We start from the raw sequence: 26916 nt of genomic DNA on the forward strand, positions 1-26916 counted from the left end.
TACCGACGTACTGAAAAAAACGGGGAAAGGCTATTCGGGGGTCGCCGCGAGGGCGTGGCCCACCAGCGAGAGCAGCGACTCGATCACCGAGATCCGCTGCCGCGCGTCCATGATCAGCACCGGTATGTGCGGCGGGATCGTCAGTGCCTCACGGACGTCCGCGGGCTCGAACTCCTCGGTGCCGTCGAAGTGGTTGACGGCCACGATGTACGGAAGGCCGCAGCTCTCGAAGTAGTCGAGCGCGGGGAAGCAGTCGGGAAGCCTGCGGGTGTCGGCGAGGACGACGGCGCCGATCGCGCCGCGCACCAGGTCGTCCCACATGAACCAGAAGCGCTGCTGCCCCGGCGTACCGAAGAGGTAGAGCACCAGGTCGTCGTCGAGCGTGATCCGGCCGAAGTCCATGGCGACCGTGGTCGTGGTCTTGTCCGGGGTCGACGTGAGGTCGTCCGTGTCCTCGCTCGCCTGCGTCATCAGCGCCTCCGTCTGGAGGGGCGTGATCTCGGAGACGGCGGTGACCAGGGTCGTCTTGCCGACGCCGAACCCGCCCGCGACCACGATCTTCGTCGCGATCGGGGCCCGGGTGCGGTCCGTCTGCCAGGCTTGGAGGTTCTCGTCCGGGTCGGGGCCCGGGTGACGCAGGTCAGAGACGGCGGAGGCCACTGAGCACCCTTTCCAGCAGCGCGCGGTCCGGCTGACCCGGGCCGTGGCCCGTTCCGTACACGCGGATCTTTCCCTGGTCTGCGAGGTCGCTGAGCAGTACGCGGACCACGCCGAGCGGCATCTTCAAAAGCGCGGCGATCTCCGCGACCGTACGCATACGGCGGCAGATCTCGACGATGGCCCGCATCTCCGGCATGACGCGGGCGATGGCATTGCCCTGCGGCAGTTCGCGGCGCTCCTCGGGAGCTTCGAGGGCGGCCACGAACGTCTCGACGAGCAGGACGTGACCGAAGCGGGTGCGCCCGCCGGTGAGCGAGTACGGGCGTACTCGGGCGGGTTTGCGGTCGCCGCCCCGCTGGGGCAGCTTGCCGGGCTTACTGCTCATCGGACGCTCTCCATCGACTGGCGCAGCTCACTGCGGAGTTCGGGGGTGAGGACATGCCCGGCGCGGCCGACGAAGAGCGCCATGTGGTACGCGACGACGCTCATGTCGCAGTCCGGGGTGGCGTGCACGCCGAGCAGCGAACCGTCGCTGATCGACATCACGAAGAGGCTGCCCTCCTCCATGGCGACGACGGTCTGCTTGACCGCTCCCGCGTCCATCAGCTTGCCGGCGCCGATGCACAGGGAGCCGAGGCCGGACACGATGGTGGCGAGGTCCGCGCTCGATCCCCTGGGGCCCGAACTGTTGTCGACCGCCTGTTCGTTGTTGCGTGCGGGGTCGGAGGAGAGCAGGAGCAGTCCGTCGGAGGAGACCACCGCGACCGACAGCAGGCCCGGCACCTCCTCGACGAGGTTCGTGAGCAGCCAGTGCAGGTTGCGGGCTTCGCTGCTCAGCCCGAAACCGGCGGTTCTCTCATTGGCGGTGGAAGTACTGCTTCCGCCGGAAGAACCGGGTGAGCGCATGGGCGCAGTCAACTACTTGCCTCCTCGACTGTGTCCCCCATGTTGTTTTCGGTCCCTGCGGTCTCTGCGGATTCTGCGGTCTCCGCTTTTTCTTCGTCGCGTTCGTTCAGCTCGGCTTCCACGTCGCGGCGGCCGCTGATGGCTCCCTGGTGGAAGCCGCCCAGGCGCTTGCGCAGCGCTTCGGCGTCGACGGAGCCGCCGCGCGCCTTGGGCACGGTGGGCTCGGGCGCGGTGATCTTGGGCGTGCGCTTGGGAAGGCCCTTGTCGGTCACGCGCTCCCACTTGGGGGCGGGCGCGGGCTCTTCTTGCTGCTGCGCGACCTGCGGGGCGGGCTCGTCCTGCTGCACGACAGGCTCGTCCTGTTGCGGGGCGGGCTCTTCCGCCTGCTCCGCCGCAGTCGCCGGTTCCCCGGGGGCCGCCGGAAGGGACAGCTCCATGGTCGTTTCGGGCGAAGCCTCGGGCTCAGGCTCCGGCTCAGGATCAGGCTCCGCGTCGGCTTCCCGTACCGCGTGCTCCGCGGCCGCGATCAGCGGATCCTCGCCGGCCGTCACGGCAACCGAGCCCGACGCGCGCCCCGGCAGCACGTTGGAGTTCGCCTCGGCCTCGGAGCCCGGCAGATGCACCGCGGGCGCCGCTCCGGCGACCGGCACACCCACCGGCGGCGTCCCCACCGCGGGCGCGGCAGCCAGGATCGACTTCGGCAGGACCACGACGGCCGCGATGCCCCCCTGCTTCTGCTCGCGCAGCCGCACCCGCGCCCCGTGCCGCGCGGCGAGCCGGGCCACCACGTAGAGGCCGAGCCCGAGCCCGTCCCCGCTCTCCTGGTCGTACGCGTCGTCCGGACGGAAGTCCGCCAGGCGGGAGTTGAGCTCCTCCATGCGGTCCGGTGTGACACCTATGCCCTCGTCCTGCACGGAGAGCATGACCTCGCCGCTCTCCAGGAGCCAGCCGGAGACCTCGACGGAGGCGTCCGGCGGCGAGAACGAGGTCGCGTTCTCCAGGAGCTCGGCGACCAGGTGGCTGATGTCGTCCGCGGCGAAGCCCGCGACGTGCGCGTGCGGCGGCAGCGTGGCGATGCGCACCCGCTCGTACCGCTCGATCTCGCTGACGGCGGCGCGTACGACGTCGACCAGCGGGACCGGGCCGGGGTGCTGGTGGCCGTGCTCGGCACCGGCGAGGACCAGGAGGTTCTCGCTGTGGCGGCGCATGACCGTGGCGAAGTGGTCGAGCTTGAAGAGCGTGGCGAGGCGGTCGGGGTCCTGCTCGCGCTCCTCCAGGTTCTCGATGACGGCGAGCTGGCGCTCCACCAGGCCGAGGGTGCGCAGGGCGAGGTTCACGAACGTGCCGTGGATGGACTGGCGCACCCGCTCCAGGTGGGCGGCCGCCTCGGCGAGTTCGGCGCGCAGCTTCTCGCGCTCGTCGGCCATGTCCTTGCGCTTGCCGATGAGGTGCTTGCGGTCGGCTTCGAGCGTGGTCAGGCGCTCGGTGAGGGCGGCCGCGTGCTCGTGCAGCGCGTTGACGGACCGTACGACCTGGGCGAACTCGTCGTCGCGGCCGGTGAAGCGGATCGGCTCCTGCGGCGCGGGCTCGGTGGCGAGGCGGGCCGAGCCGATGCGCAGGACGGCGAGCGGGCGGGTCAGGCTGCGGGCCATCGCCATGGAGACGCCGACCGCCACGAGCAGCGTGACGCCGATGAGCGCCACGCGGATCTCCAGGGCCGTGACGTCGTCGTCGCGCAGCTCGGCGAGGTCCTTGGCGCGCTGCACGGTGAGCGCGGACTCGGCGCCGCGCATCATCTCGATGCGGGCGGAGAGCGCGGTGTCGATCTTCTTGCGGTCGTAGCCGCGCTCGGCGGTGGAGAGCGTGGGCTGGTCGGTGAGGCGCGAGAGGTACTTCTCCGCCGTCGTCACCTCGCTGCCCGTGACCGTCGAGTCGTACGTGGCACGGGAGCCGTCCGTGGCCGCGTCCCGGAAGTCGGCGACGGCGGCCTGGCCGCGGATGTGCGCCTGCTGGCCCGCGGCGGTGAGGGCGTCACGGGCCCGCGCCGCGGCGGGCGACTCGTCGACCACCGTGGTGGGCAGGCCGGTGACGGGGTCGACGCCGGTGCTCGTCTCCGTGGAGCGCGGCACGGCGAGGGCCGCCAGGAGCAGGCCGCGGGCACTTGCCGCCTGTTCGACGGCGTGGTCGAGGTCGGCGAGGGCGTAGCCGCCGGAGCCCGCGCGGGGCGGGGTCTGCTCGGCGAGTTCGCGGGTGAGGCCGTGCAGTTCGGTGATGACGGCCGAGTACGCCGTGTGGGCTTCCAGAGCACTGCTCTTGCCGGTGAGCGCCGCTCTGCGTACGGCACCGATGTCGGCGAGGTCCTTGCGCAGGTTTGCCGGGGCGTCGGCCGTGCGCAGCTCGTCGATCTGGCGGTCGACGCGGGCGCTGCGGCTCTCGGAGAGCCCCTGGCCCTGCGGGCGGCCCGCCGCGATGAAGGAGGTGACCTCGTCGCGCTCGTCGGCCAGCGAATGACCGAGGGACACGGCGTCCCGGGTGCGCTCGGCGAGGGTCACCAGACGCTGCGCGTCGCTCAGCTGCCCGGAGGCGGCGACTATGGCGGGCGCTCCGGCGCCGGCGATCGCGGCGGCCACGACGGCGACGGCGACGATCAGACGGTTGCGTACGCGCGCGGTGGGCTTGGAGTTGGCGGACTTCACCGGTGCCGAGGGCTTCGAGGGGCCTTTGCCGGGGGGATTCTCCGCGGGCTTCGGTCCGTCAGGAGCCGTCACGGCGGGGGCGTTCTGGTCTCCCGCCGAGCTCTCGGGCGCGGGGTCGCCCGGCGTGGGGTTGCCCGGCGCGGAGTCGCCCGGCGTGGGGATTCCTGTCGCCGGGTTCTCCGGCGTCGCGTTCCCGGGCGTCGGGATTCCTCCCGCCGCATGCTCGGGCGAGCGTTCTGTAGGAGTGGTCGCGCCCGGCGTGGCCCCTTCGGGAGCCGTCTGCTTGCCCTTGCGCCCAGGCCGCATCTTCTGCACCGGTGCTCGCATTCTTGTTTTTCGTCTGCCCATGGGCCCGGGTGACGATCCGTCAACGCACGAGCCCCCCGGTACGGCTCCAGACCCTTCCAGTGCCGATGGGTGGCAGTCGTGCATCACATGCCTGGCCACCCGAAGGAGTGAACATCGGCGGGGAGTTGGGGAGCAAGTCCCGACCGGGGCCGAAAGTCTCCGCCACGGGGCGCCGGTTGGACGTCGACCGCAGGCTTTGGCAGGATGCGCCGCCACACGCAGCTGGAAGCGATCATTCCGACTGAAATCCGGCGTCTGACCTGCCCGTCCGGGCCAACCCCCGGCTGTTTTGCGGCTTCCGGATGACCTTGTGAAGGCCTCGTGCAGACTGGCGGAATGCGTATCGAACTCGCCACCGAGCCCGGAGACCCCGCACGCCCCAACGAGGACTATGCGGCGGTGATGCTTCCCGCATCCGGACAGGGCGGATCGCTCGTCCTTCTGGACGGGGTGACTCCGCCCGCCGGGGACGACGGCTGTCTGCATTCCGTCCCGTGGTTCACCGCGCGGCTCGGGGGCGCACTGGGGGAACTGTCCGTTTCACGGCGGGATATGACGCTCACCGAGGTCCTCGCGGCGGCAATCTCGCGCACCGCCGACGCCCACCGCGGGACCTGTGACCTTTCTCACCCGCGCACTCCTCAGGCAACCGTGGTTCTGGTGCGTTGGGACGACGAGCAGGTCGAACACCTGGTCCTGTCCGACTCCGCGCTCCTCGTCGCGGGCCCGGACGGCCAGGTCACGCCGGTGCTCGACGAGCGCCTCGCGGAACTGCCGCCGAGGATCCGCGAGATGCGGGACGCGGTGCGCGCGCTGCCGCGGGGCTCCGCCGAACGCGAGGCCGCGGGCCGGGAGTACGGCGCGGCCGTCGAGGCCCTGCGGAACGCGGAAGACGGTTTCTTCACCGCCGCGGCGGATCCGTCGGCGGCGGCACGGGCGGTCACCGGTACGTCCCCGCGCGCCCGGGTGTCGGCGGTGGCCGCCCTGACGGACGGGGTCGGCCGCTGGGTCGAGACGTTCCGCGCGGGCGACTGGACGGAGTGCTTCGCGCTCCTGCGCAAGGATGGGCCGCAGCGGATGGTGGACCGGGTACGGGAGCTGGAACGGTCGGACCCCGAGGGCACAGCGCATCCGCGCGGGAAGCGCCATGACGACGCGGCGGTCGTTTACGCGGAGTTGTAGGAGCGCCCCGAAGGGGCGCGGGGAACTGCGCGAGCAACCACACCCAACCCGCGGCCGACGAACGACAGCCAGCCCCCAAGGGGCGCGGGGAACTGCGCGACCAGCCCTCACCCACCCGCAGACAAAGCAGCTCAGCAGGCGGCAGCCCTGCCCCCTCAAGACTCCGGGGACTCGTTCAGCTGCCGCAGCAAGCGGGCGAGTTCCGCCACCTCCGCCCGGTCCCACCCGGCGAGCTTGCGCACGTACTGCTCCCGGCGGGCCGTCCGCACCGTACGGAACCGTGTCCCGCCCTCCTCCGTGAGGTGGACCAGCCACGCGCGGCCGTCCGCGGGGTCGGGCTCGCGGGCGACGAGGCCGAGCTCTTCCAGGGCCCGCAGCTGACGGCTCATCGTCGCCTTGCCGACGCCGATGTACGCGGCGAGATCCGTGGCCCGCTGCGGGCCGGAGTCGTCGAGGCAGACCAGGAGTCCGTACGCGGCGGGCTCCAGGTCGGGGTGGACCTGGCGCGCCATCTCGCCGGACGAGGCCCGCGCCCGGCGCAGGAGCAGCGTCAACTCCCGCTCCAGGGAGAGGAACTCGCGGTCGACCAGCCGCTCCACGCCCTGCCCGGGCCCGCCCTCCCCGTTCACGTCGGATCCACCGTGGTTCTCGCCCTCGTGCACTTCAGCACCCATGGCACGCTTTCTTTCCGGATCAGGCAATTTTCCGCCCCGCACGGCGGCAGAGGCCCGCGTCGGCCCATCGCCGCAGCTCGACCAGTATTTCGTAACGCCCTGTCGCCCCACTCCCCGGACACCGCCGCAGGAGTAGACCAACGGCAGGCGCCGGACCCTCTTCCCGGGCGCGGGTCTACGTGCGTAGCGTCATGCGTGACATGTTCACACCACAACATGTCGGCAGGTCCCCCCACGAGCTCCATCGAGCTCAACCGAGGCCTACGGAGGCACGCTCATGCCCGTGCACAGACCCGGAACGCCCCGCCGCTCCCGCTGGTCAGCGGCCGCAGTCCTGCTCTCAGTCCTCTCCGCCCTCTCCCTCCTGTTCACGCTGCCGGGTGCCGCGCAGGCCGCCGGCGGCGACGACGTACCGGCCCGCGGCACGGCCCGCATGGGCCAGGGCGTCATCGAACACGACGGGCAGGGCAGTCTGCCGCCCGGCGGTGACGCCGTACAGACCGAAGGCGTCGACGTCAGCAGCCACCAGGGCAACGTCGCCTGGTCGACGCTCTGGAACAGCGGCGTGAAGTGGTCCTACGTGAAGGCCACCGAGGGCACGTACTACAAGAACCCCTACTTCGCCCAGCAGTACAACGGTTCGTACAACGTGGGCATGATCCGCGGCGCCTACCATTTCGCGACGCCCGACACGACGGGCGGCGCCACACAGGCCAACTACTTCGTGGACAACGGCGGCGGCTGGTCCCGCGACGGCAGGACGCTGCCCGGCGCGCTCGACATCGAGTGGAATCCGTACGGGGCGGCCTGCTTCGGCAAGTCCCAGTCCGCGATGGTCACCTGGATCCGTGACTTCCTGAACCAGTACAAGGCGCGCACCGGACGCGACGCGGTGATCTACACGGCCACCAGCTGGTGGAAGCAGTGCACCGGCAACTACGGCGGCTTCGGCGCCAGCAACCCGCTCTGGATCGCCCGCTACAACACCTCTCCGGGCGAGCTGCCCGCGGGCTGGGGCTTCCAGACGATGTGGCAGTACACCTCCACCGGCCCGACGGTCGGGGACCACAACAAGTTCAACGGCGCGCTCGACCGGGTCCAGGCGCTCGCCAACGGCTGAGCACCCCCACGGCGCCCCTCAGCGCACGAGGGCCCGGAACCCCTCCCGGGGTCCCGGGCCCTCACGCACCGGCCGCCTCCGTCACGCGGCGGCCGGAATCCTCACCTCGGCCTCGGTCAGCGCCAGGTCGAGCACCTGGCGGACATCCGTCACCGGGTGCACGTCCAGCTTCTCCAGGATCTCCGCCGGGACGTCGTCCAGATCGGCCTCGTTCCGCTTCGGGATGATCACCGTGGTGATCCCGGCGCGGTGCGCGGCGAGCAGCTTCTGCTTGACGCCGCCGATCGGCAGGACCCGCCCGGTCAGCGAGACCTCACCGGTCATGGCCACGTCCGTACGGACCAGACGGCCGCTGAGCAGCGACGCGAGGGCGGTCGTCAGCGTGACGCCCGCACTCGGCCCGTCCTTGGGGACCGCGCCCGCCGGGAAGTGGACGTGGACCCCCCGCTCCTTCAGGTCGCCCACCGGAAGCTCCAGTTCGGCGCCGTGCGAGCGCAGGAAGCTCAGCGCGATCTGCGCGGACTCCTTCATCACGTCGCCGAGCTGACCGGTGAGGGTCAGGCCCGAAGCGCCGGTCTCCGGGTCGGCGAGCGACGCCTCCACGAAGAGGACGTCGCCTCCCGCGCCGGTGACCGCGAGCCCGGTGGCCACGCCCGGCACCGCCGTGCGCCGCTCGGCCGGGTCCTGCGCCGACTCGGGCACGTGGTGCGGGCGCCCGATGAGACCGCGCAGATCGTCCTCGCCGACGGTGTACGGCAGCTCCTGCTCGCCCAGTTCGTGCTTGGCCGCGACCTTGCGCAGCAGCCGTGCCACGGACCGCTCCAGGTTCCGTACGCCCGCTTCCCGGGTGTACTCCCCCGCGAGTTTGCGCAGCGCGCTCTCGTCCAGGGTCACCTCGTCCGTCTCCAGACCCGCCCGCTCCAGCTGGCGCGGGAGCAGGTGGTCGCGGGCGATGACGACCTTCTCGTCCTCGGTGTATCCGTCCAGGCGCACCAGCTCCATGCGGTCGAGCAGTGCCTCGGGGATGGATTCCAGGACGTTCGCCGTGGCCAGGAAGACCACGTCGCTCAGGTCGAGCTCGACCTCCAGGTAGTGGTCGCGGAAGGTGTGGTTCTGTGCCGGGTCGAGGACTTCGAGCAGGGCCGCGGCCGGGTCGCCGCGGAAGTCGGAGCCCACCTTGTCGATCTCGTCCAGGAGCACCACCGGGTTCATGGACCCGGCCTCCTTGATGGCCCGCACGATGCGTCCGGGCAGCGCCCCCACGTACGTACGACGGTGTCCGCGGATCTCCGCCTCGTCGCGTACGCCGCCGAGCGCGACCCGCACGAACTTGCGGCCCATGGCGTGCGCGACGGACTCGCCGAGGCTCGTCTTGCCGACGCCGGGCGGGCCCACCAGGGCGAGCACTGCGCCGCCGCGACGGCCGCCGACGACGCCGAGGCCTCGGTCGGCGCGCCGCTTGCGCACCGCGAGGTACTCGGTGATGCGCTCCTTCACGTCCTGAAGGCCGGCGTGCTCGGCGTCGAGGACGTTCTGGGCGCCCTTGATGTCGTACTCGTCCTCGGTCCGTTCGTTCCAGGGCAGTTCGAGGACGGTGTCCAGCCAGGTCCTGATCCAGGAGCCCTCGGGCGACTGGTCGCTGGAGCGCTCCAGCTTGTCGACTTCCTTGAGGGCGGCCTCGCGGACGTTCTCGGGGAGGTCTGCGGCCTCGACACGGGTGCGGTAGTCGTCGGACTCCTCGCCGTCCTGCTCGCCGTTGATCTCGCGCAGTTCCTTGCGCACGGCATCCAGCTGGCGGCGCAGCAGGAACTCGCGCTGCTGCTTGTCGACGCCTTCCTGGACGTCCTTGGCGATGGACTCGGCGACGTCCTGCTCGGCGAGGTGCTCGCGCAGCTGCTCGGTGGCGAGCTTCAGGCGGGCGGCCGGGTCGTCGGTCTCCAGGAGCTGGATCTTCTGCTCGGTGGAGAGGAAGGGCGAGTAACCGGAATTGTCGGCAAGGGCGGAGACGTCGTCGATCTGCGTGACGCGGTCGACGACCTGCCAGGCGCCGCGCTTCTTCAGCCAGCTGGTGGCGAGGGCCTTGTACTCCTTGACCAGCTCGGTGACCGCACCGGGCAGGGGGTCGGGCACGGTCTCGTCGACCTTGGTCCCTTCCACCCAGAGCGCGGCACCGGGGCCGGTCGTCCCGGCGCCGATGCGCACCCGGGAACGGCCGCGGATGAGGGCGCCGGGGTCTCCGTCGGAGAGGCGCCCGACCTGCTCGACGGTGCCGAGGACGCCGGTCGCGGCGTACGTGCCGTCGATGCGCGGAACAAGAAGGACCTGCGGTTTGCTGCCCCCACGGGAGCGTGCGTCCGCCTGGGCTGCCTCCACGGCGGCACGCACATCGGCGTCGGACAGGTCGAACGGAACCACCATGCCGGGCAGGACAACCTCGTCGTCGAGCGGCAGCACGGGCAGCGTGAGTGGTGTGGACGCTGTGGACTCAGAAGCCATGATCTCCCCTTCGGCATTCAAGTTGAGCTATGTGGACTCAATGCTCGTGAGTCCATGAATGTTCCCCGAGGGATGTTCGCTCTGAGCGATCGCTTAAATCCGCGGGCCGGACGCGTGCGGACGCCGCCGCAGCAGCGGCCAGGTGGCGACACCGATCGACAGGGCGAGGAGATGGCCCCAGTTCGTCATCGGGTCGGTGAAGGCGATCAGGTCGTCGATCAGCATGCCGCCGAAGCCCGCGAGGACCAGCCACCGCAGCCACGGCCTGAAAAGCCCGGCGAGGGCGCCGACGCTCGCCGCGACACCGAAGCTGATCCCGTAGTCGAGGCGGTGCAGGGAGCTGTCGGGCAGATGCCCCGCGAGCACCGAGAGGCCGACGGGGACCTCGGTCGCGAGGGTGGCCACGATGTGGCCGAGCAGGAAGACGCCGGCCGTGCGCAGCGGGCCGATGCGGCGCTCAAGGGCCGTGAGGACCAGCAGGAAGCCGATCGCGTACGGCGACGCGATGCCGCCCGCGATCCACAGCGCGCTGGCCACCAGGACGAGGAACGGCTCCTGCGTCAGGTGCGCCACGTCCGTGCTGGAGTGCCGGTGCAGGGCCGAGATCAGCGCCGGGTCCGCGTACTGCGCCAAGAGTGAGGTCAGGGCGAGGATCGCGGCATAGCCGAACGTGAAGGGCGTGCCCACGGGAGTCGGCAGCAGGAGCCAGGGGCGCAGCCGGCTCAGACGGCCGGGACCGGAGGCGGCCCGGCCGGTCGCCGCACGCTCCCCGGCATGAGCAGCGTCAGGGGCGGCCGGCTCTCCGGGCTCCCGCTGGCGCGGGATGCCGTCGAGGCCGGGCGGGGCGGTCTCCTCGGGTGCCGCGGGGGCAGCCGACGCACTCCGGTTCACGCTGAGGTGCTCCTTCTGTCCACTCCACCCTCGGCCGACTTTTCGGGCGCTGTCTATGACCGGAGCCACGTGAGACGCGAATCACATCAACCTCACAGGTCACAGGTGCGTCCGGGGTCGCGGAGCGCGTATCCCGAGTCTTCCCCGCCCCTTGGCCCCGCACCCATACGCTGTCGACCATGCAGACCCAGACCACCGCCCCCGTCGTCATCGACCGGCGCGAGGGGCCGTACGGCGAAGTCGTGCTGCGGCGCCACGGTGCGCTTCTGCAGATCATCGCCAACGGCTGTTTCCTCATGGACACCTCGGACGGCCGCTCGGAGCGGCTGCTCGTCGACGCGGCGTACGACGCCCTGGACGGCCGCCCGGAGCCCGCGCTGCTCATCGGCGGCCTCGGGGTCGGCTTCTCGCTGGCCCACGCGGCCGCCGACCCGCGCTGGGGCCGTATCGCCGTGGTGGAGCGGGAGCAGGCCATCATCGACTGGCACCGCGCGGGCGCCGATGCCCCGCTCTCTGGCCTCTCCGGCCCCGCGCTCGCCGATCCCCGTACGGAGATCCTGCACACAGACCTTCTGGCGCATCTGTCCGGCACCGGCTCCGCCTGCGGCACCACGCAGACGTACGACGCGCTCTGTCTGGACATCGACAACGGCCCGGACTGGACGGTCACGGAGGACAACAACTCCCTCTACTCTCCAGCCGGTCTGGCGGCCTGTCAGGTCCGCCTCAACCCCGGCGGAGTGCTCGCCGTATGGTCCGCCCAGCCCTCGTCCGCTTTCGACGACGCTCTACGGAATGCCGGATTCCAGGCGGTACGGACGGAAGAGATCGCCGTTGCCCGAGGCGTACCGGACGTGGTCCATCTCGGCGTAAGGGCTGCGTAGCCGAGGTGCCTTCGCGACCCGTACTCTGCTGACCGAACACAAGCGATCAGTGTCAGGGGCGGGCGATGGAGCAGACACACACCTCCCACAACGGTGCGACGGCGGCGATGCCAGGCGCCCAGCGCCGGGTTCTGGTGGTCGAGGACGACCCGACGATCGTCGACGCCATCGCCGCCCGGCTACGCGCCGAGGGTTTCGTAGTGCAAACGGCGATGGACGGTCCTTCGGCGGTCGACACCGCGCAGGCTTGGCAGCCCGATCTGCTGATCCTGGACATCATGCTGCCGGGCTTCGACGGGCTCGAAGTGTGCCGTCGGGTACAGGCCCAGCGTCCGGTTCCCGTCCTCATGCTGACGGCCCGCGACGACGAGACGGACATGCTGGTCGGGCTCGGCGTCGGCGCCGACGACTACATGACCAAGCCGTTCTCCATGCGGGAGCTCGCGGCCCGCGTGCACGTCCTGCTGCGCCGGGTCGAGCGGGCCGCGCTCGCCGCGACCACGCCGCGCAGCGGGATCCTGCGGCTCGGCGAGCTGGAGATCGACCACGCCCAGCGGCGCGTCAGAGTCCGCAGCGAGGACGTGCACCTGACGCCCACCGAGTTCGACCTGCTGGTCTGCCTGGCCAATACGCCGCGCGCGGTCCTCTCCCGCGAGCAGCTGCTCGCCGAGGTGTGGGACTGGGCGGACGCGTCGGGCACCCGGACCGTCGACAGCCACATCAAGGCACTGCGCCGGAAGATCGGCGCCGAGCGGATCCGTACGGTGCACGGCGTCGGGTACGCCCTGGAGACCCCCACCCCGTGAGGCGGGCCGTCCGATGAGTGGTCCCTTCGGCGGCCTGCGGCCGTTCTCCATCAAGACCAAACTCGGCATGCTGGTCGTCGTCTCGGTCTTCATCACCACCGGTCTGCTGATGGTGGCCATGAAGACGCAGACCGAGCTGCGGTTCATCACGGTCTTCTCGGTGATCGCCACACTGCTGATCACGCAGTTCGTGGCGCACAGCCTCACCGCGCCGCTCGACGAGATGAACTCCGTCGCGCGCGCCGTCTCGCACGGCGACTACACGCGCCGGGTGCGCGGCGCCGACCGGCGCGACGAGCTGGGCGACGTGGCCACCACGATCAACCGCATGGCGGACGACCTGGAGGCCCAGGACCAGCAGCGCAAGGAACTGGTCGCCAACGTCTCGCACGAGCTGCGCACCCCCATCGCGGGCCTGCGCGCCGTCCTGGAGAACGTCGTCGACGGAGTCTCCGCAGCCGACCCGGAGACCATGCGCACGGCCCTGAAGCAGACGGAGCGCCTGGGGCGGCTCGTGGAGACCCTGCTCGACCTCTCCCGCCTGGACAACGGCGTCGTACCGCTGAAGGCCCGCCGCTTCGAGGTGTGGCCCTATCTGTCGGGCGTCCTGAAGGAGGCCAACATGGTCTCCTCCGCCCGCGCGGGCATCGCGTCGGGCTCCGGCAGCCACACCCGCACGGACGTGCACCTGCACCTGGACGTCACGCCGCCCGAGCTGACCGCGCACGCGGACGCCGAGCGCCTCCACCAGGTCGTGGCCAACCTCATCGACAACGCGGTCAAGCACAGCCCGCCGCACGGCCGCGTCACCGTGCGCGCCCGGCGCGGCCTCTACCCCGAGTCCCTGGACCTGGAGGTCCTCGACGAGGGGCCCGGCATCCCGCAGTCGGAGTGGCACCGGGTCTTCGAGCGCTTCAACCGCGGCAGCCACACCAACAGCCCCCCGCAGGGACCCGGCAGCGACGGCGGAACCGGGCTCGGGCTCGCCATCGCGCGCTGGGCGGTCGATCTGCACGGCGGACACATCGGCGTGGCCGAATCCCCTCGCGGCTGCCGCATCCAGGTCACTCTTCCGGGCCTGCCCGACGTACGAGGTTGACGTAGGGTTCGAAACGGAAGCGATTCGCGGGCGCATCGGAAGCGCGCTCGGGTGAAGCCGCCGCGCAGGGCAGGGCCCGCGCGGCCATCTGGCGTTGCAGAACCTCGCTTGTTTCCCGCCATTTCCGCCGCCGAAACCTTCCGTCCGATGTGACTTACACGACGGATGACGGGGCCGGTCTGCACCTGGCGGCAATGGAGGCGTAGCCTTAATTCCCGCTGTCCATCACCTTGTGAAGCGGAAGAGGGCGGTTACCGCCGTGTCGTCACAGTCCCCCAGTAGCTCGAGCATCTCGACCGACCAAGACGGTCAGGGCAAGGACCCTGCTGCTGCCTTCGGTCCCAATGAGTGGCTCGTCGACGAGATCTATCAGCAGTACCTCCAGGACCCGAATTCGGTCGACCGAGCCTGGTGGGACTTCTTCGCCGACTACAAGCCGGGAGCAGCGGGCGCGTCGCCCGCCGCGGCCCCGGCCAAGCCGGCGGGTGACGCAGCCGCGGGGGCTGCGGCCACCACGTCCCCCGCAGCTCCCGCCGCACCCGCGGCCGCTCCGGCGGCCCCCGCGAAGTCCGCCGCGCCCGCCGCGCCCGCAGCCCCTGCTGCGAAGCCCGCGGCAGCCGCACCGGCCCCCGCCGCAAAGCCCGCAGTCGCGAAGCCCGCCGCAAAGGCGGAGCCCGCGGCGCCTGCTGAGGCGGCCCCGGCAGGACCCGAGTACGTGACGCTGCGCGGCCCCGCCGCCGCGGTCGCGAAGAACATGAACGCCTCCGTGGAGGTCCCGACGGCCACGTCGGTCCGCGCGGTCCCGGTGAAGCTGCTCTTCGACAACCGCATCGTCATCAACAACCACCTCAAGCGCGCCCGCGGCGGGAAGATCTCCTTCACGCACCTCATCGGGTACGCGATGGTGCAGGCCATCAAGGCCATGCCGTCGATGAACTACTCCTTCGTGCAGAAGGACGGCAAGCCGACGCTGGTCAAGCCGGAGCACGTCAACTTCGGCCTCGCCATCGACCTCGTGAAGCCCAACGGCGACCGCCAGCTGGTCGTCGCGGGCATCAAGAAGGCCGAGACGCTGAACTTCTTCGAGTTCTGGCAGGCCTACGAGGACATCGTCCGCCGCGCACGCGACGGCAAGCTCGGCATGGACGACTTCACGGGCGTGACGGTCTCGCTGACCAACCCCGGCGGCCTCGGCACCGTCCACTCGGTCCCCCGCCTGATGCCCGGGCAGTCGGTCATCATGGGCGTCGGCTCGATGGACTACCCCGCGGAGTTCCAGGGCACCTCCCAGGACACCCTGAACAAGCTCGGCATCTCGAAGGTCATGACGCTCACGTCGACCTACGACCACCGGGTCATCCAGGGCGCCGCCTCCGGCGAGTTCCTGCGGATCGTCGCGAACCTCCTGCTCGGCGAGTCCGAGTTCTACGACGAGATCTTCAAGGCGCTGCGCATTCCCTACGAGCCGGTCCGCTGGCTCAAGGACATCGACGCCTCGCACGACGACGACGTCACGAAGGCCGCCCGCGTCTTCGAGCTGATCCACTCCTACCGCGTCCGCGGCCACGTCATGGCCGACACGGACCCGCTGGAGTACAAGCAGCGCAAGCACCCCGACCTGGACATCACCGAGCACGGCCTCACCCTGTGGGACCTGGAGCGCGAGTTCGCGGTCGGCGGCTTCGCCGGCAAGTCGATGATGAAGCTGCGCGACGTCCTCGGCGTCCTGCGCGACTCGTACTGCCGCACCACCGGCATCGAGTTCATGCACATCCAGGACCCGAAGCAGCGCAAGTGGCTCCAGGACCGCATCGAGCGCACGCACGCCACGAAGCCCGAGCGCGAGGAGCAGCTGCGCATCCTGCGCAGGCTGAACGCCGCCGAGGCCTTCGAGACGTTCCTCCAGACGAAGTACGTCGGGCAGAAGCGCTTCTCCCTGGAGGGCGGCGAGTCCGTCATCCCGCTGCTCGACGCCGTCATCGACAGCGCCGCCGAGTCGCGCCTGGACGAGGTCGTCATCGGCATGGCCCACCGCGGCCGCCTGAACGTCCTCGCGAACATCGTCGGCAAGTCGTACGCCCAGATCTTCCGCGAGTTCGAGGGCAACATGGACCCCAAGTCCATGCACGGCTCCGGCGACGTGAAGTACCACCTGGGCGCCGAGGGCACCTTCACCGGCCTGGACGGCGAGCAGATCAAGGTCTCGCTCGCCGCGAACCCGTCCCACCTGGAGACGGTCGACCCGGTCATCGAGGGCATCACCCGCGCCAAGCAGGACATCATCAACAAGGGCGGCACGGACTTCACGGTCCTGCCCGTCGCCCTGCACGGTGACGCGGCCTTCGCGGGCCAGGGTGTGGTCGCCGAGACGCTGAACATGTCGCAGCTGCGGGGCTACCGCACCGGCGGCACGGTCCACATCGTCATCAACAACCAGGTCGGCTTCACCGCCGCCCCGGAGTCGTCGCGCTCCTCCATGTACGCCACCGACGTGGCCCGCATGATCGAGGCGCCGATCTTCCACGTGAACGGCGACGACCCCGAGGCCGTCGTCCGCATCGCGCGGCTCGCGTTCGAGTTCCGTCAGGCGTTCAACAAGGACGTCGTGATCGACCTCATCTGCTACCGCCGCCGCGGTCACAACGAGTCGGACAACCCGGCGTTCACGCAGCCGCTGATGTACGACCTGATCGACAAGAAGCGCTCGGTGCGCAAGCTCTACACCGAGTCCCTCATCGGTCGCGGCGACATCACCCTGGAAGAGGCCGAGCAGGCCCTCCAGGACTTCCAGGGTCAGCTGGAGAAGGTCTTCACTGAGGTCCGCGAGGCCATCTCGCAGCCCGCCGAGGCCGAGGTCCCGGCCCCCGAGGCCGAGTTCCCGGTGAACGTCGACACGTCGATCACCCAGGAAGTCGTCAAGCGGATCGCCGAGTCCCAGGTCAACATCCCCGACCGGGTCACCGTCCACCCGCGTCTGCTGCCGCAGTTGCAGCGTCGCGCGTCGATGGTCGAGGAAGACACGATCGACTGGGGCATGGGCGAGACCCTCGCCATCGGTTCGCTGCTCCTCGAAGGCACGCCGGTCCGGCTCTCGGGCCAGGACTCGCGCCGTGGCACGTTCGGTCAGCGTCACGCGGTCCTCATCGACCGCGAGACGGGCGAGGACTTCACGCCGCTCCTGTACCTCTCCGAGGACCAGGCCCGCTACAACGTCTACGACTCGCTCCTATCCGAGTACGCGGTCATGGGCTTCGAGTACGGCTACTCCCTGGCCCGTCCCGAGTCCCTCGTGATGTGGGAAGCGCAGTTCGGTGACTTCGTCAACGGCGCGCAGACGGTGGTGGACGAGTACATCTCGGCCGCCGAGCAGAAGTGGAACCAGCACTCCGGCGTCACGCTGCTGCTTCCGCACGGCTACGAGGGCCAGGGCCCGGACCACTCGTCCGCCCGCATCGAGCGCTTCCTCCAGCTGTGCGCGCAGAACAACATGACGGTCGCGATGCCGACCCTGCCGTCGAACTACTTCCACCTCCTGCGGTGGCAGGTGCACAACCCGCACCACAAGCCGCTGGTGGTCTTCACCCCGAAGTCGATGCTGCGCCTCAAGGCGGCGGCCTCGAAGACGGAGGAGTTCACGACGGGCGGCTTCCGCCCGGTCATCGGCGACGACTCGGTCGAGGCGTCGGCGGTCCGCAAGGTCGTCTTCTGCTCCGGCAAGCTGTACTACGACCTCGAGGCCGACCGGAAGAAGCGCGAGGTCACGGACACCGCGATCATCCGCATCGAGCGCCTGTACCCGCTGCCGGGTGCCGAGCTCCAGGCCGAGATCGCCAAGTACCCGAACGCCGAGAAGTACCTGTGGGCGCAGGAGGAGCCGGCGAACCAGGGCGCATGGCCCTTCATCGCCCTCAACCTCATCGACCACCTGGACCTGGCGGTCGGCGCGGACATCCCGCACGGCGAGCGCCTGCGCCGCATCTCGCGGCCGCACGGCTCGTCCCCGGCGGTCGGCTCGAAGAAGCGCCACGAGCAGGAGCAGGAAGCGCTGCTGCGCGAGGTCTTCGAGGCGTAAGCCTGAGCGGTTCGCACGTCGGCGGGCCCGGCTCCTGGTGCTAGTCACCCGGGGCCGGGCCCTCCGTCGTACCGGCTTATCCTGGACGTACCGAACACATCGTTCGTCCCGTCCTACGTCCCCTGTGCGGAGCCTGTCTTGTACTTCACCGACCGTGGCATCGAGGAGCTGGAGAAGCGGCGCGGCGAGGAGGAAGTCACCTTCGAGTGGCTCGCCGAACAACTCCGCACTTTCGTGGACCTCAACCCCGACTTCGAGGTCCCGGTCGAACGCCTGGCGACCTGGCTGGCCCGCCTGGACGACGAGGACGAGGACGAGTAGGGGACGCGTCGAAGTGCCCCTCCACGCGCGCGTGGAGCGAGTCGACGTCTCCGGGGTCTGAATCGCCGGGCGGTTCAGACCCTGCCGAAGCCGCCGTCAGCCGCTCGTACCCTGTCGTACGCGAGCCCCAGTGAGCCGTGTACCAGCAGGAGTGCCGCCGTCGCGGCCCAGCCGCCGCTGCGGCGGCGCCATGCCCATGCCGCCATCGGGAGCCCTGCGGCCATCTGCGCCACGGCCAGTGCGCGAGCCCGCGGGCCCCGCAGCCACGGCCCGAGGGGGCCCTGCTCGACCACGTCGAGCTCTGCCCGTACCGCGTCCCGCCAGCCCGACCATTCGACCTCCCGTACGCCCGGCGCCACCCGTGCCACCGCGCGCAGCCGGTCAGCGGGCTCGCCCGGCCCCACTCCGGCGGGCAGCGCCACTCCTGCCCGCGCGAGGACGGCGAGCAGGCCCAGGAGCCGGGCCCTTGCGTCGGCCTCCGTGTCGGGGCGGCCCAGCTGCTCCAGGGACTGCACGTCCAGGACGGGGTCGAGGCCGAGACGTGCGGCGAAGGTGCGCAGCGCCTCGTCCTCACCGACGGGCGTGCCGTTCGCCAGCCATACGTATTCGACGGTGCGCCGGAAGCCCGCCGCGAGGGTGCAGCCCGCGCGGTCCGCGTCCCACCACAGCGCGAGCATCGGCCAGGTCGACCCGACGGCCAGCGCTGTGGCCCATCCGGTGAGCACGCGGTCCACCGGTTCGTCGCCGTGCACCCAGGGCTTGCCCTCGGGCACGAGCACGCTCCAGCCCTGGCCCGCCGGGGCGAGCAGCATCCGTTCGCGCATCAGGCGGGCGACGGGCTCGACCACGTCGGGGGCGGCCCGGCAGAGCAGCAGCGCGCCGGCGGCGTGATCGACGGGTTCGGACGACGACAGAGACATGGCCCCACGCTAGGTCAAATCACCGCATTCGGCGCAGAGAAGCAAGGGTGTCTTGACTTTCCGTGACCGCGATATATCGTGTGTATCAGAGACGCGATATGGCGCGTTGCTCGTGCCGTGCCGCAGCCCGCCGGAGGAGGTAGGTCCGATGCCAGAGTGGTCCGTCGCCGAGCCCCAGAAGCTCACGTTCGACGCCCCTGTGTCCACGCTCCAGGTGCGCATGGTCAACGGAACGGTGAACGTCGTGGGCACCGACGAAGTTTCCGCCCGGCTGGAGGTCTCCGAGATGGACGGGCCGCCGCTGACGGTCACCCAGTCGGACGGCACCCTGTCCGTCGCCTATGACGACCTGCCCTGGAAGGGCTTCCTGAAGTGGCTCGACCGCAAGGGCTGGCGCCGCAGCGCGGTGATCTCCCTGGCCGTCCCCGCGGGCACCCGTGTGGAGGTGGGCGTGGTCGGGGCGGGCGCCGTGGTCTCCGGCATCGAGGGGCGCACGGAGGTCAAGGGCGTCACCGGCGACACGACCCTCGTGGGGCTCTCGGGGCCGGTCCGCGCCGAGACCGTCGCGGGCAGCCTCGAAGCCCAGGGCATCACCGGCGACCTGCGGTTCCACTCCGTCTCCGGGGACCTGACCGTCTTCGAGGGCGCGGGCTCCTCCGTCCGGGCCGAATCGGTCAGCGGCTCGATGATCGTGGACCTCGATCCGGCGGGCGCTCCGACCGACATCGGCCTGACGAGCGTCTCGGGCGAGATCGCCATCCGGCTGCCCCATCCGACGGACGCGGACGTGGAGGCGAACACCGCGAGCGGCGCGGTGTCCAACGCGTTCGAGGATCTGCGGGTCAGCGGCCAGTGGGGGGCGAAGAAGATCACCGGCCGCCTGGGCTCGGGCAGCGGGAAACTCAGGGCGACGACCGTCTCGGGGTCCATCGCGCTGCTGCGCAGGCCGCCGACGGAGGAGGATCCCTTCGAGGAGGCCCCACCGGCCGCCTCGCCCGAGGACACTCCCCCGACCGAAGACGCCGCCCCGACCGACAAGAAGGTGCTCTGAGATGGCCCCCGTGTTCGCCCACGGCCGACTGCGCCTGTACCTGCTCAAGCTCCTGGACGAGGCTCCGCGCCACGGCTATGAGGTGATCCGCCTCCTGGAAGAGCGCTTCCAGGGGCTCTACGCCCCCTCGGCGGGCACGGTCTACCCGCGCCTGGCGAAGCTGGAGGCCGAGGGCCTGGTCACGCACACCACGGAGGGCGGCCGGAAGGTGTACGCCATCACGGACGCGGGCCGCGCCGAACTGGCCGACCGCAGCGGTGAACTGGCCGATCTGGAGCTGGAGATCCGCGATTCCGTGGCCGAACTCGCCGCCGAGATCAGGGACGGTGTGCGGGGCGCGGCAGGTGAGCTCCGCCGCGAGATGCGGGAGGCGGCCAAGGAGGCGCGCGCGTCCGGCGGCACGGCCGAGGGCAAGAGCGGCGCCGGCGCCGGCAGGCCCTTCCCCGACCCCGCCGACTTCTTCGACGGCTCCTGGGGCGACAAGGAGGGCTGGCGCCAGGCCAAGGAGGAGTTCAAGCGCGCCAAGCAGGAGTGGAAGGAGCAGGCGCGGCGCGCGAAGGACGAGACCCGCAGGGCCCGCGAGGACGCGCAGCGCGCCCGCCGCCAGGCCAGGGACGCGCAGGCGACCGCGCATGCCCAGGCGCAGGAAGAGGTGCAGCGCATCGCGCGGCGCGTCCAGGACCAGGTCCAGGACCACTTCGCCCGGGGCGACTGGCCGACGGGGGTCCGCGAGGGGCTGACGGAACTGGCCAAGGAGTTCACGGAGTTCGGGAAGAACGCGGGCGCCGGGGGCGCCGGGAGCTCCGCAGGTGCCGGGGGCTCCGGGGGCAAGGACTTCGGCCGCAAGGGCTCGGGGTCCGGCACGCAGGAGCCCAAGTTCACGGGTGCCCGCGAGGGCGAGGTCCCCGCGGAGTATGTCCCCCAGTGGGCCGAGGAGGACTCCACCGGCGATCCGGCACGCGATCTGGACCGCCTCCTGGACCGCTTCCGCGACGACATCCGCGACGCGGCCCGCGACCACGGGGTGACGGAGGAACAACTCCGCGAGTCCCGCCGTCACTTGTCGTCGGCGGCGGCCCACATCGCGGCGACCCTACACACACCGAAGAGCTGACTCCTGCGGCCCGCAGGAGGGGCGTCGCCGGGCGCATAGGGCGCGCGCCCGGCGGGGGGCAGCCCCGTCACACCCGCCCGGAGGGAACAGCCCCGTCACACTCACCCGGCGGGAGCACCTCCGCCACACCCGCCCGGCGGGAGCACCCCCGTCACACCCGCCCGGCGGCGCCCCCGCCGTACAGCACCCTCTCCACCGACTCGTGCGTCACGCCGTGATCCGCGAGGACCTCGCCGACAGGGCCGGGGCGGGCGGTCAGGGCGAACAGGATGTGCTCGTCGCCGATGTGCCGGTCCCGGCGGGCGGTGGCGATGCGCAGGGACCGCGCCAGGGTGTCCTTGGCCTCGCGGGTGAAGGGCCGGTGCCCGGACCAGCCGCGGCCGGAGCGCCCGCCCCTGCCTCCGCCCGTGCGCCCGCCCGCCAACGCGCCCACGCCATGGGTCTCCTCGACGCGGGAGACGATCTCGGAGACGTCGATGCCGAGTTCGGCCAGAGCCTGCGTGTCGGCCTGCGACAGGCCTCCGCGGCGACGCGCCTCGCCCAGGGCGCCCTCGATCGAGTCCCGGCGGCGTGTGGCCCCGAGCGAGGCCAGGGCGAAGGACGCCCGGCTCGCCTCGCGGTCGAGCAGGGCGAGCAGCATGTGCCCGTCGTCGACGGACTCCGCGCCCTCGCCCTCGGCATGCTCCACCGCGCCCTTGACCACGGCGCGGGCGTCCTTCGTGAACCGCTCGAACATCACTGCCTCCCGTACTTCTTGTGCACGGCCTGCCTGCTCACTCCGAGCTCCGCGGCGATCCCCTGCCACGACCAGCCCTGCCGGCGCGCACTGCGCACCTGCACGGCCTCCAACTGCTCCACCAGCCTCCGCAGCGCGGAGACGGCCCGCAGTCCCACTCGTGGATCACGGTCACCCGCACGCTCGGCGAGATCCGTAGCTTCGGTCATGCATGTCAACTTACGTTGACAGAGAGAGTGCGTCAACCATAGTTGACACAGAAGAAGTGACGTCCGCGGCCGCGTCAGGCCTCCAGCACGATCTTTCCGAACAGGTCGCCCGACTCCAGACGCTCGAAGCCCTCGCGCGCCCGATCGAGCGGCAGCACCTCGTCGATGACGGGACGGACACCCGTGGCGGCGCAGAAGGAGAGCAGGTCCTCCAGCTCGTCCTTGGACCCCATCGTCGAGCCGACGATCTTCAGCTCCAGGAAGAAGACCCGCGTCAGCTCCGCGTGCGAGGGACGGTCCCCGCTGGTCGCGCCCGAGATCACCAGCGTGCCGCCCGGCTTGAGGGACTTGACGGAGTGCGACCACGTCGCCGCTCCCACCGTCTCGATGACGGCGTCCACACGCTGCGGCAGCCGCGCGCCGGACTCGACGGCCTCCACCGCGCCCAGCTCCAGGGCCCGCTTGCGCTTGGCCTCGTCGCGGCTCGTGGCGAAGACCCGGAGCCCTGCCGCCTTGCCGAGCACGATCGCGGCCGTCGCGACCCCGCCTCCGGCGCCCTGGACGAGGACCGAATCCCCGGGGCGTACACCGGCGTTGGTGAAGAGCATGCGGTACGCCGTCAGCCAGGCGGTCGGCAGACAGGCCGCCTCGGCGAACGACAGCTCCTTGGGCTTCGGCAGCAGGTTCCACGTGGGCACGGAGACCTGCTCGGCGAACGTCCCCTGGTACTTCTCGGTGAGGATCGAGCGGCCCTCGCCGACGTCGACCCCGTACCCGGTCTGGCCGATGACGGAGTGCAGGACGACCTCGTTGCCGTCCTCGTCGATCCCCGCGGCGTCACAGCCGAGGATCATCGGCAGCCTCCCCTCCGGGAGGCCGACCCCGCGCAGGGACCACAGGTCGTGATGGTTGAGGGAGGCGGCCCGGACCTTCACGGTCGACCAGCCGGTCCTGGCTTCGGGGGCGGGACGCTCCCCCAACTCAAGGCCACTGAGCGGCTGGTCACGGTCGATGCGGGCGGCGTAGGCGGCGAACATGAGGCGACGATAGGCCGCGGGCCTACCCGTACGTAACCACGCACGAATGTGACACGCGCCGCGCCCGCCCCCAGCACCCCGCGCCCGCCGCGGGGGCGCCCCGGCACACGCGCCGCGCCCCCGCCCCGTACACAACACGTGCGTACGAGACGGGGGCGCGGTCACATGGCCGAACGCACCGAGCGCATCGCTCAGCGGCGGGCGACGCCCTCCGCACGGGCAGCCGCGGCCACGGCAGCCGTCACGGCCGGGGCGACCCGCTCGTCGAACGGCGAGGGGATCACGTAGTCGGCGGAGAGCTCCTCGCCCACCACACCGGCCAGCGCCTCGGCCGCGGCGATCTTCATCGTCTCGGTGATGCGCGAGGCCCGCACCTGGAGCGCACCGGCGAAGATGCCGGGGAACGCGAGCACGTTGTTGATCTGGTTCGGGTAGTCCGAACGCCCCGTCGCGACGACCGCCGCGTACTTGTGGGCGATGTCCGGGTGCACCTCGGGGTTCGGGTTGGCCATGGCGAACACGAACGAGTTCGGCGCCATGGAGGCGACCGCGGGCTCGGGGACGGTGCCGCCCGAGACGCCGATGAACACGTCCGCACCCGCGAGGGCGCTCTCCAGCGAACCGCTGAGCCCCGCCTTGTTGGTGATCTCCGCGAGCTCACGCTTGACCGGGGTGAGGTCGTCCCGGTCCCGGCTCACGACGCCCTTGCGGTCCGCGACCGCCACATCGCCGAGGCCCGCTTCGAGCAGGAACTTGGCGATGGCGACACCGGCCGCACCCGCACCGGAGATCACGGCACGCAGCTCGCCGAGCGTGCGCCCGGTCAGCCGGGCCGCGTTCCGCAGCGCCGCCAGCGTCACGACCGCCGTGCCGTGCTGGTCGTCGTGGAAGACGGGAATGTCGAGCCGCTCCTGGAGCTTGCGCTCGATCTCGAAGCAGCGCGGGGCCGAGATGTCCTCGAGGTTCACGCCGCCGAAGGACGGCGCGAGCCGCACGACGGTCTCGACGATCTCGTCCGCGTCCGTCGTCGCGAGCGCGATCGGAACCGCGTCCACGCCGCCGAACTGCTTGAACAGAATGGCCTTGCCCTCCATCACGGGGAGGGAGGCCTCGGCGCCGATGTCACCGAGACCGAGCACGGCCGTACCGTCGGTGACGACGGCCACGACGTTCGACTTCCATGTGTAGTCGTTCACCAGCTCCGGCTGCTCGGCGATCGCGGTGCACACTTTCGCGACGCCGGGCGTGTACGCCAGGGACAGGTCGTCCTTGTCCCGCACCGGCACGGTGGCCTGGACGGCCATCTTGCCGCCGCGGTGCAGCGCGAACGCCGGATCGAAGGGCTCTTCTCCGCCCTCGTGACCCGTATTGCTGTCGCTGCGAGGATTGACGATCTCCGCTGCCACTTGTCTGACCCCTTAATTCTTAAATCATCAGTTGAGGGTGTCCACTCCTGGTTGAGAAGTGGGCGGGCACCGCGTCTGTGCCCCGCCTGTCGGCGGGGGGAGGTACAGACGCGCGAGCGCGCCGCACACGCGCTCCGGGCCCCGGATGAGGGGTGTAACGCACCTTTCTACCTGACGGCAGCGGGCACGGGCGAGTGGGATTGGTTACCTCTGGTGCTCCAGGTCCTTGTAGTGGTCCCACAATTACGGAGCGGTGGGCCGCGCAAGAACGGACGACGGGCCCATGCCCGAATTTTCCGAAGTACGGCCACGGCCGGTCCACATCGCGAGATTGACCCGAGATTCACGGAAGATCTCAAATAGCGGTACTTCGTTCCCCGCCGTTACAGCCCTGTTGTCCCGGCCTGTCTGGGTTCGGGGATCACCCGTTATCCGATTTTGACATCACCGGCACCCAGAATCGGACGGTCCGAATGGCAAGATGCCGTCATCACACGAGGTCGCGACACCCGAAGGTGTGTGCACGACCGCTCGGCAACTCCCTCATCCGCCGGAGGACCCTCATGACCGCAAGCTTCATCCGTCGTACCACCGCCGGTAAGTCCGCGAAGTCCCGGATGGCCACGGTCGGCGCGATCGCGGTCGCCGGCGCGCTGCTGCTCACCGGCTGCGGTGACCAGACCAAGAGCAAGGACGAGGGCAGCGGCAAGGTGAGCGACGCACCGCTCGCCGACAAGCTGCCCAAGGAAATCCAGGACGCCGGCGTCATCAAGGTCGGTTCGGACATCGCGTACCCGCCCGTCGAGTTCAAGGACAAGTCGGGCAAGACCGTCGGCATCGACCCCGACCTCGGCGACGCCCTCGGCAAGCAGCTCGGCGTGGAGTTCCAGTTCGACAACGGCACCTTCGACACCCTGCTCGGCGGCCTGCGCTCCAAGCGCTACGACCTCGCGATGTCGGCCATGACCGACACCAAGAACCGCCAGGAAGGCGTCGACGAGGAGACCGGCAAGAAGATCGGCACCGGCGTCGACTTCGTCGACTACTTCACGGCGGGCGTCTCGATCTACACCAAGAAGGGCGACGACCAGGGCATCAAGACCTGGGCCGACCTCTGCGGCAAGAAGATCGTCGTCCAGCGCGGCACCGTCTCGCACGACCTGGCCAAGGCCGAGTCGAAGAAGTGCAAGGGCGGCAAGAAGATCGCCATCGAGTCCTTCGACAACGACCAGCAGGCCCAGACCCGACTGCGCTCCGGCGGGGCGGACGCGGGCTCCTCGGACTTCCCGGTCGCCGCGTACGCGGTGAAGACCTCGGGCGGCGGCAAGGACTTCGAGCTGGTCGGCGAGCAGGTCGAGGCCGCTCCGTACGGCATCGCGATCTCCAAGAAGAACCCGGAGCTGCGCGACGCGATCAAGGCCGCACTCGACGCCATCATCAAGAACGGCGAGTACGACAAGATCATCGCGAAGTGGGGCGTCGAGGACGGCGCGGTCAAGGCGGCCAAGATCAACGGCGGCAAGTGACCGCGACCCGGCGCTGAAAGGCCACTCCTGTGACTACCGACATCTCCAAGAAGGGCCCGGAGGACACACCACCGTCCTCCCGCCCCGAGGCCATCAAGGCCATCCCCGTCCGGCACTACGGACGGTATGTCGCCGCGCTCGCCGCCATCGCGGCGCTCGCCGCGATCGTCTACGCGTTCTCCCAGGGCGACATCAACTGGAACGCGATTCCTGACAACTTCTTCGACGACCGCATCCTGCGGGGCGTGCGCGAGACCCTGATCCTGACCGCCCTGTCGATGCTCATCGGCGTGGTCGGCGGTGTCCTGCTCTCCGTGATGCGGATGTCCCGGAACCCGGTGACCTCGTCGATCGCCTGGTTCTACATCTGGTTCTTCCGCGGTACGCCGGTCCTGGTCCAGCTCTTCGTCTGGTTCAACCTCGGCTTCGTCTTCGACTACGTGAACCTCGGCCCCGTCTACAAGGACGAGTGGTCGGACTTCATGACGCCGTTCCTGACGGCGCTGCTGGGCCTGGGTCTCAACGAGGCCGCGTACATGGCGGAGATCTGCCGCGCCGGTCTGCTCTCGGTCGACGAGGGCCAGACCGAGGCGTCGCACGCCCTGGGCATGAGCCACGGCAAGACGCTGCGCCGGATCGTGCTCCCGCAGGCGATGCGCGTGGTCGTGCCGCCGACGGGCAACGAAGTCATCAACATGCTGAAGACGACCTCGCTGGTCGCCGCGGTCCAGTACTACGAACTCCTGCGGTACGCCCAGGACC

23 protein-coding genes are annotated in these 26916 nt (G+C 70.5%); 11 read left to right on the forward strand and 12 right to left on the reverse strand.

The window, feature by feature from the left end; all coding sequences use genetic code 11:
• Positions 1 to 30 precede the first annotated feature (30 nt).
• From ACQKIP_RS06615 to ACQKIP_RS06630, 4 genes are read right to left on the reverse strand one after another with little or no spacing between them, the layout of a single operon-like run.
• The gene (locus tag ACQKIP_RS06615) at positions 31 to 660 is read right to left on the reverse strand and encodes a GTP-binding protein (protein ID WP_365860601.1); all 630 of its coding nucleotides are present in this window, start codon (positions 658 to 660) and stop codon (positions 31 to 33) included.
• Positions 641 to 1045, reverse strand: coding sequence for a DUF742 domain-containing protein (locus ACQKIP_RS06620; protein ID WP_361181495.1), 405 nt, complete (start codon positions 1043 to 1045; stop codon positions 641 to 643). Before ACQKIP_RS06620 ends, ACQKIP_RS06615 begins: the two co-directional genes overlap by 20 nt.
• The gene (locus tag ACQKIP_RS06625) at positions 1042 to 1566 is read right to left on the reverse strand and encodes a roadblock/LC7 domain-containing protein (RefSeq protein ID WP_365860776.1); all 525 of its coding nucleotides are present in this window, start codon (positions 1564 to 1566) and stop codon (positions 1042 to 1044) included. The genes ACQKIP_RS06620 and ACQKIP_RS06625 overlap by 4 nt, the downstream gene beginning before the upstream one ends.
• 8 nt (positions 1567 to 1574) lie before the next feature.
• A complete protein-coding gene (locus ACQKIP_RS06630) occupies positions 1575 to 4589 on the reverse strand; it encodes a nitrate- and nitrite sensing domain-containing protein (protein ID WP_365860600.1) in 3015 nt (1004 codons plus the stop codon).
• 357 nt (positions 4590 to 4946) lie between these two features.
• Between ACQKIP_RS06630 and ACQKIP_RS06635 the strand changes: the two genes are divergently transcribed.
• Positions 4947 to 5792: a protein phosphatase 2C domain-containing protein gene (locus ACQKIP_RS06635; RefSeq protein WP_365860599.1), complete on the forward strand. Its 846-nt coding sequence runs from the start codon at positions 4947 to 4949 to the stop codon at positions 5790 to 5792.
• Between the two features lie 155 nt (positions 5793 to 5947).
• Here ACQKIP_RS06635 and ACQKIP_RS06640 read toward each other — a convergent pair whose 3' ends face one another.
• On the reverse strand, positions 5948 to 6466 hold the full coding sequence (locus ACQKIP_RS06640; RefSeq protein WP_365860598.1) for a MarR family winged helix-turn-helix transcriptional regulator: 519 nt from the start codon (positions 6464 to 6466) through the stop codon (positions 5948 to 5950).
• Positions 6467 to 6743: 277 nt separating this feature from the next.
• Between ACQKIP_RS06640 and ACQKIP_RS06645 the strand changes: the two genes are divergently transcribed.
• A complete protein-coding gene (locus ACQKIP_RS06645; RefSeq protein ID WP_365860597.1) occupies positions 6744 to 7586 on the forward strand; it encodes a lysozyme in 843 nt (280 codons plus the stop codon).
• Positions 7587 to 7667: 81 nt separating this feature from the next.
• Here ACQKIP_RS06645 and lon read toward each other — a convergent pair whose 3' ends face one another.
• Together lon and ACQKIP_RS06655 are read right to left on the reverse strand one after the other, a co-directional pair.
• Complete coding sequence (lon, locus tag ACQKIP_RS06650) at positions 7668 to 10082, reverse strand: endopeptidase La (protein ID WP_365860596.1); 2415 nt, start codon at positions 10080 to 10082, stop codon at positions 7668 to 7670.
• Positions 10083 to 10175: 93 nt separating this feature from the next.
• Positions 10176 to 10973, reverse strand: coding sequence for a rhomboid-like protein (locus ACQKIP_RS06655; RefSeq protein WP_365860595.1), 798 nt, complete (start codon positions 10971 to 10973; stop codon positions 10176 to 10178).
• A 179-nt stretch (positions 10974 to 11152) separates the two neighbouring features.
• Between ACQKIP_RS06655 and ACQKIP_RS06660 the strand changes: the two genes are divergently transcribed.
• From ACQKIP_RS06660 to ACQKIP_RS06680, 5 genes are all read left to right on the forward strand, one after another.
• A complete protein-coding gene (locus ACQKIP_RS06660; protein WP_365860594.1) occupies positions 11153 to 11857 on the forward strand; it encodes a spermidine synthase in 705 nt (234 codons plus the stop codon).
• A gap of 65 nt (positions 11858 to 11922) precedes the next feature.
• Complete coding sequence (locus ACQKIP_RS06665; RefSeq protein WP_190081978.1) at positions 11923 to 12663, forward strand: response regulator transcription factor; 741 nt, start codon at positions 11923 to 11925, stop codon at positions 12661 to 12663.
• Positions 12664 to 12676: 13 nt separating this feature from the next.
• Entirely contained in the window at positions 12677 to 13762 is a 1086-nt protein-coding gene (locus ACQKIP_RS06670) for a HAMP domain-containing sensor histidine kinase (RefSeq protein WP_365860593.1), read from the forward strand.
• Positions 13763 to 14021: 259 nt separating this feature from the next.
• Entirely contained in the window at positions 14022 to 17834 is a 3813-nt protein-coding gene (locus ACQKIP_RS06675) for a multifunctional oxoglutarate decarboxylase/oxoglutarate dehydrogenase thiamine pyrophosphate-binding subunit/dihydrolipoyllysine-residue succinyltransferase subunit (protein ID WP_365860592.1), read from the forward strand.
• A 138-nt stretch (positions 17835 to 17972) separates the two neighbouring features.
• On the forward strand, positions 17973 to 18155 hold the full coding sequence (locus tag ACQKIP_RS06680) for a DUF6104 family protein (protein ID WP_003961784.1): 183 nt from the start codon (positions 17973 to 17975) through the stop codon (positions 18153 to 18155).
• A gap of 74 nt (positions 18156 to 18229) precedes the next feature.
• Here the strand turns inward: ACQKIP_RS06680 and ACQKIP_RS06685 are convergent, their stop codons facing one another.
• The gene (locus tag ACQKIP_RS06685) at positions 18230 to 19075 is read right to left on the reverse strand and encodes a hypothetical protein (RefSeq protein WP_365860591.1); all 846 of its coding nucleotides are present in this window, start codon (positions 19073 to 19075) and stop codon (positions 18230 to 18232) included.
• Positions 19076 to 19223: 148 nt separating this feature from the next.
• Between ACQKIP_RS06685 and ACQKIP_RS06690 the strand changes: the two genes are divergently transcribed.
• Together ACQKIP_RS06690 and ACQKIP_RS06695 are read left to right on the forward strand one after the other, a co-directional pair.
• On the forward strand, positions 19224 to 20126 hold the full coding sequence (locus ACQKIP_RS06690) for a DUF4097 family beta strand repeat-containing protein (protein WP_365860590.1): 903 nt from the start codon (positions 19224 to 19226) through the stop codon (positions 20124 to 20126).
• Position 20127: 1 nt separating this feature from the next.
• Positions 20128 to 21240, forward strand: coding sequence for a PadR family transcriptional regulator (locus ACQKIP_RS06695; protein ID WP_365860589.1), 1113 nt, complete (start codon positions 20128 to 20130; stop codon positions 21238 to 21240).
• A 151-nt stretch (positions 21241 to 21391) separates the two neighbouring features.
• Here ACQKIP_RS06695 and ACQKIP_RS06700 read toward each other — a convergent pair whose 3' ends face one another.
• The 4 genes from ACQKIP_RS06700 to ACQKIP_RS06715 form a co-directional block, all read right to left on the reverse strand.
• A complete protein-coding gene (locus ACQKIP_RS06700) occupies positions 21392 to 21976 on the reverse strand; it encodes a Clp protease N-terminal domain-containing protein (RefSeq protein WP_365860588.1) in 585 nt (194 codons plus the stop codon).
• Positions 21976 to 22185, reverse strand: coding sequence for a helix-turn-helix domain-containing protein (locus ACQKIP_RS06705; protein WP_361833496.1), 210 nt, complete (start codon positions 22183 to 22185; stop codon positions 21976 to 21978). The genes ACQKIP_RS06700 and ACQKIP_RS06705 overlap by 1 nt, the downstream gene beginning before the upstream one ends.
• A 74-nt stretch (positions 22186 to 22259) precedes the next feature.
• Positions 22260 to 23222 carry a zinc-binding dehydrogenase gene (locus ACQKIP_RS06710; RefSeq protein WP_365860587.1) on the reverse strand — a complete coding sequence of 321 codons (963 nt, stop codon included), beginning with the start codon at positions 23220 to 23222 and terminating at the stop codon, positions 22260 to 22262.
• Between the two features lie 191 nt (positions 23223 to 23413).
• A complete protein-coding gene (locus tag ACQKIP_RS06715) occupies positions 23414 to 24628 on the reverse strand; it encodes an NAD(P)-dependent malic enzyme (RefSeq protein WP_365860586.1) in 1215 nt (404 codons plus the stop codon).
• Between the two features lie 563 nt (positions 24629 to 25191).
• Between ACQKIP_RS06715 and ACQKIP_RS06720 the strand changes: the two genes are divergently transcribed.
• Together ACQKIP_RS06720 and ACQKIP_RS06725 are read left to right on the forward strand one after the other, a co-directional pair.
• On the forward strand, positions 25192 to 26154 hold the full coding sequence (locus tag ACQKIP_RS06720; protein WP_365860584.1) for an ABC transporter substrate-binding protein: 963 nt from the start codon (positions 25192 to 25194) through the stop codon (positions 26152 to 26154).
• Between the two features lie 29 nt (positions 26155 to 26183).
• On the forward strand, positions 26184 to 26916 hold a 733-nt coding region (locus ACQKIP_RS06725), incomplete at its 3' end, for an amino acid ABC transporter permease (protein ID WP_427742363.1).

The organism is Streptomyces sp. NPDC059900 (genome assembly GCF_050270335.1).
In the GTDB taxonomy this organism is placed as follows: domain Bacteria; phylum Actinomycetota; class Actinomycetes; order Streptomycetales; family Streptomycetaceae; genus Streptomyces.